This window comes from Streptomyces sp. DF42, assembly GCF_058267695.1.
In genome coordinates, this window is sequence record NZ_CM177859.1 from 9,651,161 (window position 1) to 9,661,533 (window position 10,373).

Here is a 10,373-nt window from a genome sequence, read left to right on the forward strand (position 1 = left end):
AGGCCGGGGCGAGGGACTGCGGCTCAGGCCAGTGTGAGCGATATCCGTGGGTCGCCCGCGAGCGAGGCGCCCCACAGCATGATCAACATGTTCAACGGGCACAAGCACACCTCATGACCTTCTCAAGCCCCGACTGACGCTCTCCTCCTCGCCCTCGTCCGAACCGCACCTCCTGGGCGCGTTCGACCGCCGACCGCGGAAGTCATCCACACCGTCCGGCGGTCCGGCCGTTTGTCGGACCGCCGGTTCGTCGGTTCTGATCGCTTGCTGTGCCCGCCTTCAAAGAGCAGGTCGCCCCGCGTGGCCGCCCGGACTTCCACGTGGCCGAGCCAGTCGGCCGCCCTGATCAGGACTGGGTGCGCCCGGGTGTCGACCGGAGGGCAGAGGCTCCAGTGCCAGATCGGCGGCTCGCGGTGGCCGTGCCGGGAGAAGGCCTCTGCGCCAGCTGCACCAGAGGATCGTCCGCGAGGGTGAGTCGGGCTGGGTTCAAGGGGTACGCGCGGAAGGAATCACAGCAGAGCGGAAGGAATCCTCAGCAGAGACGAATCCACAGCAAAGACTCAGAGACTCGACGACAGGCAGGAGTACCTGATGAGCGCGCAGTCCGAAAGCGTTGCCTCCCAACCGGACCCGGAGCCCCGTCCCACCCCGCATCCCAAGCCCGCCCCGCCCGGGCCGGCGCCTACCCCCGCGCGTCCTCCGGCTCCCGCACCCGAACCCCCGGCTCCGGAACCGGCGCCGCCGGGCCCCGCCCCGACGCCGGAACCGGCCCGCGACTGAGCCCGTTGGGTTCCGGCCTCGTCCAGCGGTGCCCACGTCGCGGGGGCGATAGGGGCGTGCGTGCCTGCGCCGCCCCAGAGGGCACCAGGGGAGGGCGCCGCTGTCGTCGAAGAAGCCGCCACGCGGTCCGTCATCCGGCAGGGTGGCGAGCCGGGTTGCGATCGCGGCACCTTGCCGGTCTGCAGCGTCAGCGAGCGCATGTTGCTCGACATGTTGACGATGCGCGGCGAGTTGGCCTGCGGCTGAGCATCGGAAGCATCGCGTTCCTCACCCGGGCGACCCGGAACACATTCGTGTCCGGGACGATGCGGATGATGTCCCGGACGCGTTGTGTTTGGTGCGCAGGATGCGAGTGCGGGTGGTCGAAGACGCCGGCCTGCTTCCACCGCTCCAAGCGCCGCCAGCAGGGCTGTCGGTTCGGACCGGACGCCATCCGAGACGGCGGTCAACTCGGTGTTCTGATGGTCGAGTTCGGGCGCTCAGTCGGTCACTGTGTCGCCATGACGATGAGCCACCCTCCACTCGCCGTCCTCGCGGCGGTACACCTGAGTTGCCCGCAACGTGTAAGTGCGCGGTTCTCCGTCGACGGCGGTAGAGGTGTGCTCAAGGCCGGCCTTATAGGCCATGTCTCCTGACACGTCGTACGCCTGCAGTTCGAACACGTACGACATGCTGTCCGAGAAGCTCTTCTCAAGGGCGGCAAACAGCTCGTCGATCTCTCGCTGGCCGTAGGCGTTGCGCCACGCCCCAGGACGCTCACGGGCTCGTTCCCACCGGATTCACGATGCCAACGCTGCGGCAGGACCGGATCCGCGACGAGGCATTCGAGGTCGACGACCCCCTTCACTTGATGCGCCTGTTCGGCATCTCCTCTCAGACCGCGATGCGGTACATCACCGCGGCCCACCCCGAACGCACCGCGAAGCTACCCCGGTAGACCCCGCTACAGAGCACCGCCTGCAGCCGCCCCCGCCGCGCGCGGAACGGGTTCATGCCGCCCGCTGTCTGCGCCGACATGGGCGGACACCTGGCCCTTGAGTTTCCGGACCCCCACCCCGCGCCGCGGACACGGACGACGGTCAGGCCGTTACTTGGGCCCGGACGTGGATGTCGTGGTGCAGCACGGCGTCGGGCCTGGAGGCGTCCAGCGCTGGGGTGCCGTCCCCACTCGAACAACGTAGTGTGGAGGGAGTGAACAACCGGTCCGGATCGTTCGCCATTTGTGCCCTCCGGACGGTGTACCGGCGGTGCAACACACGCTGGTGAATCGATGGACCCCGACTCCTGCCGATGTGTCGCGTACTGCTCCGCCCTTGTGGGAGTCCCTGCCGCGCGGGGGAAGTGAGATGAACGTGTTCGCCGACCAACTCATGATCCGGTATCTGGCGGAGGATCAGATCAAGCTGCTCCTGGCTCCGCAGGAGGACACCGACCGGCGCCGGGTACGGGACCTGCTGGCGAGCGTCTACGAGCCGAGCCTGCTGGAAGTGCGCGTGGTGGACGATGTCACGGTCAAGGCGACCGGCTTCCAGGTGCCCGTGGCCGCCCCCGTGACGGTCCGTGGGAGCTGGGAGAAGGTACTGCCGGACATCGCTCAGGGGCGGGCCGTGCTGGAAGTCCCGGGGGTCGCGCCGCCGCAGTGGATCGACCTGGCGCTGGAGGCATTGGTCACCGCGCGGGTCGAGCTGACCTCGGGCGCGCTTGACGCGATAGCCTCCGAGGACCTCTCCAATTTCACCGAGGAGGAGTTCGCCCAGCGCTTCTCCTTCATCGACCTCGCGGAGCTGATGCGCCGCGCCAAGGTCGCCGACTTCAGGGAGCTGCAGGAGGAGTTCCCCCGGCTCTACCGCCTGCACTACGCGCAGCCGCCGCCGTTCGACCCGGCCGCGCCTGGCCGGACGTACCGGCTGCGTGTCTCGGTGCTGTTCTTCCCCATGCTGGACCTCGGTGCCGCACTGCGTCGGCTGGTCCGGTGCCGGAGGGCGCTGGACGACTCGTGCCCGCGACCCGAGGAGTACGACGGTGGAGCCCTGCTCGCCGTCAGTGCGTGGTTGGCGGTCTTCCCGGCCACCGCGACGTTCCCCAACGCCTCCGTGACCGAACGGCAGGTGTCCGACCTGCTGGCCGCCGAGGGCTTCGTGACCGCGTTCGTAGACGCCTCGTGAGCATGCTCGGACAACGGACCGTCACAATTATCCCACCGTCAGACCTCACGTAAGGAGCGGTCGATGGCGGTCAAGTACATCGATGTCACCGCTGGCAGCGACCTGTTCGCGCCCGCCGTCAGGGCGTTCGGAGACATTGCGATCATCGGCAAGGGCGGCTTCGGCACGCAGAAGTCGCGGCCCGTGGACCTCGCCTCGCCAGCGGAGGCGGCGGGTGCGTACCCACACGGGGCGACCAAGCTGGTCGCCGCCGTCGACAGCGGCTCCGGCTCCATCGACGTTCCGGTGGACGTACCGGTCGGCACTCTCGTGCGTATCGGCGCGGAGGCGACCTCGGAGGTCCGCACCGTCAAGGACTCGGCGGCCGCCGGGACGAACTTCACCCTCACCCTGGACACGGCACTCGACCAGCCCCACCCCGCCGGGACCGACCTCCAGGAGGAGCAGGACAGCGACCTCCTCCGGGCGGTCCGTACGGTCTTCCGCCAGTTGCCTCCGCCCACCAGGGTCTGGGGCGTTCAGGTGGACTTCGACACACCCCTGTGGGGCGAGGCGCTCGACGATGTGGGCAGGCTCGACGTGCAGATCGTGGCGCTCGCCAACATGCCTCTCAATGATACGAACACGGCTACGCTCGGCCTGCTGGCGGACCATGTGAAGCACGCCGACGGAGATGGCAAGGAACGCATCGGCGTGGCCATGCTCGACCGCACTCTCAGCGCCGAGAACATGGTCAAACAGAACGCGGCGCCCGTGAAGAACGAGCGGATGGTGCTGGTCGCCCACCACTCCCCGGACGATGTGGCGGCCGCGGCAGCGGGGGTGATCGCCGGGTACCGGCCGCACGTCTCGCTGCTGCTGAAGCCAATCGACATCGCGATGACCGAGCTGTTCGCCGAGGCCGACATCACCAAGCTCGACGACGCCCGGATCAACTGGATCACCAGCCCGGTGCTTCTCCCCGGCCACGCGCTCTACCTGGGCGAGGGCTACACCGCGGACGAGAGTCTCGGTAAGAAGTACATCGACGTCGTCCGTACCCTCGACGACATCAACTTTCGGATCAAGGCCCAGCTGATCAGGGCGATCGGCAGCTTGAGGATCTCCCGGACCGGCCTTCGCGCGGTGCTGACGATGGTCGAGTCGGTGCTCTCCCCGCTGGTCCAGCAGGAGGTGATCGAGGACTTCGCCATCGTGATCCCGCTGCTGGCCCTGCTCGACAAGGACCAGGCGCAGCTGTCCGGGGCTGAGCAGCTGAAGATCAAGACCGCCCGGAGCTCGCGGGAGGTCCCCATGATGGTCTCGGTCGTCTACGCCGGCGCCATCCACCGGCTGAAGATCGACCTGGTCTTCACCTGACCGGAACCCGAGCAGGGATCACCCAGGGAAGTGAGAGACCATGCCCGACGCCACCAAGTGGGACACCCGGCTGGCGGTGATGCTGGACGGCGCTGCGGTGTCACCCATCGACTCGTTCAATCCGACGTTCAACGTTCCCGTCCAGCCGGTCCATTCGCTGGAGGCCGACAACGTCGCCTACGTCGTTCAGCCGAAGGCGTTTACCTTCACCATGGCGATCAAGGCGATCGGCACGGCCGTAGCCAAGCTGACCGGGCTCGCGCTGAGCCGCACCGGGTTCAGCATCGGCGTCCAGGAGCTGACGGGGACCGACTGGACGTTCCAGCAGATCACCTTCCACGACTGCTACATCACATCCGTCGCCAACACCATCGTGATCGACGGCGTGCCCACCACCACGTTCAACTGCATCTGCCTGCAGGTCAGCCCCAACACCTGAGCCGCACAAGGAGATTGTGATGACGGATCCGGCACTGGGATCGGGGGAGCAGCCCCCGGCCCCCGAGGAGACCGTGCTGCCCGTGGCCCGCGATGGGCTGGTGGCGGTGAGTGCGGGGGAGGAAATCGTCGTGGCGCCCGGCTCCGAGGCCGCGGTGGCCGCCGCTGCCGCCCGCGCGGGCGGCGAGGTCCACTACTGGTTCCCCGTCAAGGTGGTGCTGGCCGGCGGTGGGGCGCAGGCCGACGACGACGTGGTGGACGCCATCTGCGACGCGCTGTACCAGGCGCTGAGCTGAACCTGCCGGGCCGACCTGAGGAGCGGGCATGCCACGGATATCGTGCCACTTCCCGATCACGGTGTCGCTGGGCCCGGATACGTCGGCGTCGGATCTGGAACGGCTCGGGCAGGCCGTCGCGGAGCGGCTCACCGAGCGGCTGGGCGAGGCGCGCCAGCAGCTGGAGCGGCTGCTGCTCACCGCGTCGGAGCCGCCGGTCAGCTCGGTCGGCCCGCTCGGCCGCCGTCCTCAGGAACCCGCGGACCCGGGCCGGATCACCGAGGACGGCACTGTCTACCGGGTGCCCTGGTACGACGCCGGCGGCGCGCTTCGGCCCGTCGAGCTGCGCGCCGCCGCGTCGCCGCTCCTGTCTGGCGCGGGCCAGGCCGGCGCCCAACCGGCCGCGGACCAGCCGTTCGACATCACCGCCGCGCATGCCGGGGGCACGTACGGCGAGCACGACCTGCCCTTCGAGCTCGGTCGGCGCGGGATGCGGCTGCTGGTCACGTCGTCCGGTCCGGGTGCCCACCAGCTCACCGGACACGGTGTCGACGCCGTGGCCTTCAACCCCTCGAACGGCGAGATCTGGCTGATCGACAACAAGGCCACCGGGCGGCGGGGGAAGCTGGAGGGCAAGAGCGCCACGGCCCTCGGCGAGAACCTTGGCACCAGCCTGCAGGAGGCCGTCACGCAGGTCCGGGGCATGCCGGACTTCCCCGAGAAGGCTGGCATCGTCCGGCGGCTGGAGAGCGCACTGGAGGCCGTCCGGGCCGGAGATTTGATCCCCAAGGGGCTGGGGATCAGGCTGAAGCTCACCAACGCGGGCGGGTACGGCCAGGGCGCGCGAAACCTGCCGCCCCAGGTGGAGCCGGAGGACGTGGTCGGACCGGAGGTCCGGGCTCAGCGCAGGAAGGACGAGGCCCGGGCAAGGAAAGAGGACGCGCGGACCGGCCGGCCGGCCGGTCACGAGGAGACCGCAGCCATGCGGGAACGAGCCAGCGGCACCCGCTCGCGAAAGCCGGTACCGGGCGGGCAGCCGGTGCCGAAGCCCGGGCCGAAGCCGACACCCCCACCGGCCGCGCCGCAGACCCAACTACCCGAGGCGCCAGCGCCGGCAAGGCAGACCAGCCCGCAGCTCGGCCGCCACCTGCGGGTGATCGGTGGCGAAGTGCTCGTGCTGGCCGCCCTGTTGGCCTGGGAAACGCTGATCTCCAAGGTGGAACAGGCCATCGAGAGCGCCTGGCTCCGCGCACAGACCGACCGCCGGATGCGGGAGCTCGAACCGGTCATCACCGCCCGCCTCGACGCCCAGGCCGACGACCTCGCCGAGGTCCAGCTCGCCCACCCCGGCGCACCGCTGTTCGGCGTGATCGGCCTGCTTACCACGGTGTACCGAGCGCCTGGCGAGGGCGAGGAGGCGGTGGGCTGCTCGATCGAGCTCACCTCGGTCTCGGTGGGCACGGAGAGGGTAGAACGCACCGAGCATGCGCGGATCTGGGTGGGTAGCTGGGTGACCGCACGGGCACCGCGGGACCTCACCCGGTGGGTCTTCCCGGTCGCGCTGGAACCGCTGAGCAGAGCCGAGCTGCGTGACTATCTGCTGCGTCGGATCGCCGCCGAGGAGTCCGCGGCCGGCGCCTCATCGACCAACCCCGAAGAGCAGCTGGCCTCACAGCACCGGCGGGACGAACTGCTCCGTCGGCTGGGCGAATCGGGGACGCCGTGAACACGGGCGGCGACACCGTGTGGATCCGGCCGCACCCGCCGGAGCGGGTGGTCTTCCACGGTGGCAGCGGAGGCGGGCCGGACCCAGAGCTGCGCCGGGCGCTCGAGGACGTGCTGCTGCGGGCAGTCGCCACCGCGCTGGAGCGGCTGCAGCCGACGGACCTGCGGATCGACCTGCCGCCGGTCGCGAGCCAGGATGCGGCGCCGCTGCCAGCCGTCGGGTCACCGGGCCCGCCGGCAGCCCTCCGGTGGCCCGCCCCGACGTCGGCCGCACCGGCACCGCCCGTTGAGGAACCCGCCGCCCCCGAGCCCACCGCCCCCGAACCCGGGCCGTCCGAACCGGTTCCCACGGCTCGGCTTACGCTCGCGATGTCGCTGCCCGCCGACCTGGTGGAGGGCCCGCCCGAGCCGGCCACTCCCGCCCCCGCACCACCCCCTGAGCCGGCCGCCGGACCACCCGGGCAGCCCGCCGAGCCCGCCGACCGGCTGGTCGAGGGCCCCAGCCCCATCGACGGCCGGGTGGTCATGATCCTGGCCGGATCCCACACGGTGACCCTCGGCGCCGAGCGCTACGTCCGGGCCTCCAACATCATGCGGGTACTCGAACTGGGCCGGGCGGCCTTCGGCCGCGGCTCGTTCGCCATCCTGCGCGGGCCACTGGGCGAGGCGGACAGCGGGCTGTGGGCCGTCGCCACCGACCGCTCGGTCTCGGTGCGGGAGCTGGTGCAGGGCGCCCAGCGCTGGACCGTCGGCAAGACCGGCCAGACTGTGGCCACCTACCAGGGCGAGGTCCTCCGGGCCGTGACGGACTCGGCCGGTCACGACTACCAAGTGCTCGCGGTCACCTCCACCGAGGGGGAGTACCTGACCCAGCTGGGCATTGCCGCGCAGAACCTGCAGGAGCTCATCGAGGCCGCCCCGCCGGCGCTCGAACCGGAGGAGGTCGGGCGGCTCGTGTTCGCGGGAATCGACCGGCTGGTCGAGCAGGCCCTGGCCGGCCGGGCGGACCTCCTAGGGGAGGCCGCCGACCGCCTGGCCCGGCTCGACCGGGTGTCCTTCGGACTGACCGACTGGGCCGCCAAGCGGCGCTACCTGCGGGTCCTGCTCGAGGCCGGGTCGGATGAGAAGTACCAGCGGGCGATCGTCGAGCTCCTCTGCTCGCTCCTGAGCCTGACCGAACTGCACACTCTCCTCGCCGAGAAGGGCCTGGTCGAGCGGCTCTACCGCGACCTCGACGAGAACCTCTGGGAGCTGTTGACCAGCGTCGGCAAACGATTCGGCAAGGCCGGGAAGCCAACCGCTGAGGACATTGTCGAGTTGATCGAGCGGTCCCTCGGCATCGGTGCGAACGTGCGGGAGTCACTCTGGGAGATAGCGCAGGGCGCACCCGAGCACGCGGCGTGGTCGGCGCTGGCCGAGATCCAGACGGCCCTGGTCGCGGTCTGGGACTTCGTGGTGGGGCTGGCCAAGGGACTGCACTTCATGCTGACGAAACCTCTGGACGTCATCAGCGGGCTGGGGCAACTGGTGCGGCTGGTGGTCTCCTTCCAGCTGGCGTACGTCGGCTATCCGCCCGCGCAGGCCGAGTGCGCGGCGCTGCTTCGGAAGGTGGGCGATGCGATCCTCGACGGCCTGAAGGGCGTGGCCGTACTCCAGGAGGCCGAGCAGTCCGCGTCCGTGCCCCCGCTCGGCGAGCAGGTGCTGCGAAAGATCAAGTGGGCCGTGCTGATCGAGCTCGCCTCCTGGTTCGTCGGCGCGGGGGAGCTGAAGGCGGCGGCCAGGGCCGTCGGCCTGACCGAGAAGACGGTGGCGATGCTGCGCATCCTGGGCGTGACCGGGAGGCTCAGGAACCTGCTCGAGGCCGATCTGATCGCCGTCCGGCTGACCAGGGTGGCCCGGGCGATGCGTCAAGGCAGCGCGGTGCTGCGCTCGCTGCGCAGCGACGCCGAGGTGCTGCGGCTGATCTCCGAACTGCCGGTGGCGGACGAACTGCGGCTGACCGAGGCGCTGGCGCGGGCTGAGGTGCACGAGGGCCACGCCCTGTCCGTCCTGGTGACGGACCGGGAGATCGGGGAGGCGGTCACCGAGGCCGTCGCCAAGGTCGAGGCGCTGCAGATCCTGGCCCGCAAGTCCGGCGGCCTGACCGAGGAACTGGGCGAGGTGTTCCGGCGGTTGGCCGGACCGGAGGGCTTCACCACCGACGAAGTCCGCACGCTGGTCAAGGAGTTGGCGCCCGATGAGGGGGCCCGACTGCTCGCCGTGCTGGAGCACATCGGACTGGAGCGGGTCGGTCCGCACTCGGCCGTCGGCGCCGAGTTCCTGACGCTGCTGGCGGCCGAGCCCCGTCGGATGAACGCCGTTCGGGAGTTCGGCCACCCGGTCCTGCTGGCGGTGTTCGACCGTGCCGCGGGCAAGGCGGAGACCTTCGACTCGTTGCTGGTGGAGTTGGCCCGGCTGAAGCTCAAGGCCCGCCAGGAGCACGCTCTCGCCAAGTACGTGGACCTCCTGGACCGGCTGACGGCGGGCGACGCCGAAGCCTGGGCCCTCCTCACCCACCGCGGCGTGGAGGCCGCGGAACTGGACACCGGTGCGCTGCTGCAGCGGATCAGCCGGCTGCGCCTGCGCTACCTGCGCCGGGCGAAGGACCCGCGTGTCTTGGAGAACCAGATCCGCGCGCTGCGCAGGCTCGCCCGGGACGACCGGGAGAAGGCGCTGGTGGAGCTGGAGAAGTTCGAGGCCCACCGCCCCGACCGGCCCGGCGCGCCCAGCATCGAACAGCAGGTGTCCGCCGACGTCGAGGAGGCCGGGAGGCGGGCGACGCAGGACGAGAAGCTGCTGCACCACGAGCCCGGGGAGGCGCCGCCGGAGGCGCCGGGCGTGCACGACGAAAAGCACCCGAAGGCCGGCCGGGACCGGGCCTCCTCGGACCTCGGCGACCGGCTGGAGGCGGCGGGCGAGCCCCGGCTGGAGGGCCACGAGCCGCACCACATAGCGCCGGACGCGGACCCGCGCGGCGAGCTTGCCCGGCAGATCCTGCGGGAGGCCGGCATTGACCCCCGTAACTCGCCGCTGAACGGCGTCTGGCTGCCGCGTACCTCGGCGGACGCGTCCATCGTCCCGGAGGCCCTGACTCGCCACCCCCTGGTGCACACTAACGCGTACTACCGGGAGCTGACCCTCCGGCTGTTGAAGGCCCGCCGCGAGGGCCGGGTCCACGAGGTGATCGCGGAGATCAAGTTCGAGCTGAAGAACGGCATACCGGTCGAGGACCTGGCCGGTGCCCGGCGCGGGGAGACGTTCGCGCAGTGGATGGAGTCGATCCGGGGCGAGGCCGGGTGGCTGACCGACGAGGAGTTCGACGAGGTGGTGGAGGCCACCCGCCGTGCCGCGCCCGACCCGCCGCCCGCCCCGCCCGTGGCACCGCCGGCCGCGCCCGGCCCTGGTCCCGCGCCCGGCCCGCAGCCGCCCCCCGAGGAGCCCCCGGCCCGTCAGCGCGTGGCACCCGAGGAGCCGGCCGGCCCACCGCCCGAGCAGCTGCCCGAGGAACTGCCCGAGGAACTGCCCGAGGAGCTTCCCCCGGCCCCCGCCCGGCGACGTCTGCGGCGCCCCGGTGACGACAGCGAAAGGTAGG

Annotated in this window: 8 protein-coding genes and 1 pseudogene; 7 read left to right on the top strand and 2 right to left on the bottom strand. The window is 70.8% G+C overall.

Annotated elements, in window-relative coordinates; translation table 11 throughout:
- Window positions 1-864: 864 nt before the first annotated feature.
- Both ACYUED_RS44465 and ACYUED_RS44470 read right to left on the bottom strand, forming a co-directional pair.
- Window positions 865-1,099: pseudogene (locus ACYUED_RS44465) on the bottom strand (dehydrogenase); the annotation flags it as partial.
- A gap of 160 nt (window positions 1,100-1,259) precedes the next feature.
- Window positions 1,260-1,442 carry a DUF4440 domain-containing protein gene (locus tag ACYUED_RS44470; RefSeq protein WP_491290062.1) on the bottom strand — a complete coding sequence of 61 codons (183 nt, stop codon included), beginning with the start codon at window positions 1,440-1,442 and terminating at the stop codon, window positions 1,260-1,262.
- A 122-nt stretch (window positions 1,443-1,564) separates the two neighbouring features.
- Between ACYUED_RS44470 and ACYUED_RS44475 the strand changes: the two genes are divergently transcribed.
- The 7 genes from ACYUED_RS44475 to ACYUED_RS44505 all read left to right on the top strand — a co-directional run bounded on the left by ACYUED_RS44475 (window position 1,565) and on the right by ACYUED_RS44505 (window position 10,372).
- Window positions 1,565-1,717: a hypothetical protein gene (locus tag ACYUED_RS44475; protein WP_158634913.1), complete on the top strand. Its 153-nt coding sequence runs from the start codon at window positions 1,565-1,567 to the stop codon at window positions 1,715-1,717.
- A gap of 409 nt (window positions 1,718-2,126) precedes the next feature.
- The gene (locus ACYUED_RS44480; RefSeq protein ID WP_491290063.1) at window positions 2,127-2,945 is read left to right on the top strand and encodes a hypothetical protein; all 819 of its coding nucleotides are present in this window, start codon (window positions 2,127-2,129) and stop codon (window positions 2,943-2,945) included.
- A gap of 63 nt (window positions 2,946-3,008) precedes the next feature.
- Window positions 3,009-4,304, top strand: a complete 1,296-nt coding sequence (locus ACYUED_RS44485) for a hypothetical protein (RefSeq protein WP_491290064.1) — start codon at window positions 3,009-3,011, stop codon at window positions 4,302-4,304.
- 40 nt (window positions 4,305-4,344) lie between these two features.
- Window positions 4,345-4,743: a hypothetical protein gene (locus ACYUED_RS44490; protein WP_478946363.1), complete on the top strand. Its 399-nt coding sequence runs from the start codon at window positions 4,345-4,347 to the stop codon at window positions 4,741-4,743.
- A gap of 19 nt (window positions 4,744-4,762) precedes the next feature.
- Complete coding sequence (locus ACYUED_RS44495; RefSeq protein ID WP_491290065.1) at window positions 4,763-5,038, top strand: hypothetical protein; 276 nt, start codon at window positions 4,763-4,765, stop codon at window positions 5,036-5,038.
- 28 nt (window positions 5,039-5,066) lie between these two features.
- Window positions 5,067-6,743: a hypothetical protein gene (locus ACYUED_RS44500; RefSeq protein ID WP_491290066.1), complete on the top strand. Its 1,677-nt coding sequence runs from the start codon at window positions 5,067-5,069 to the stop codon at window positions 6,741-6,743.
- Window positions 6,740-10,372, top strand: coding sequence for an AHH domain-containing protein (locus tag ACYUED_RS44505; protein WP_491290067.1), 3,633 nt, complete (start codon window positions 6,740-6,742; stop codon window positions 10,370-10,372). The genes ACYUED_RS44500 and ACYUED_RS44505 overlap by 4 nt, the downstream gene beginning before the upstream one ends.
- The last annotated feature ends 1 nt before the right edge of the window (window position 10,373 follow it).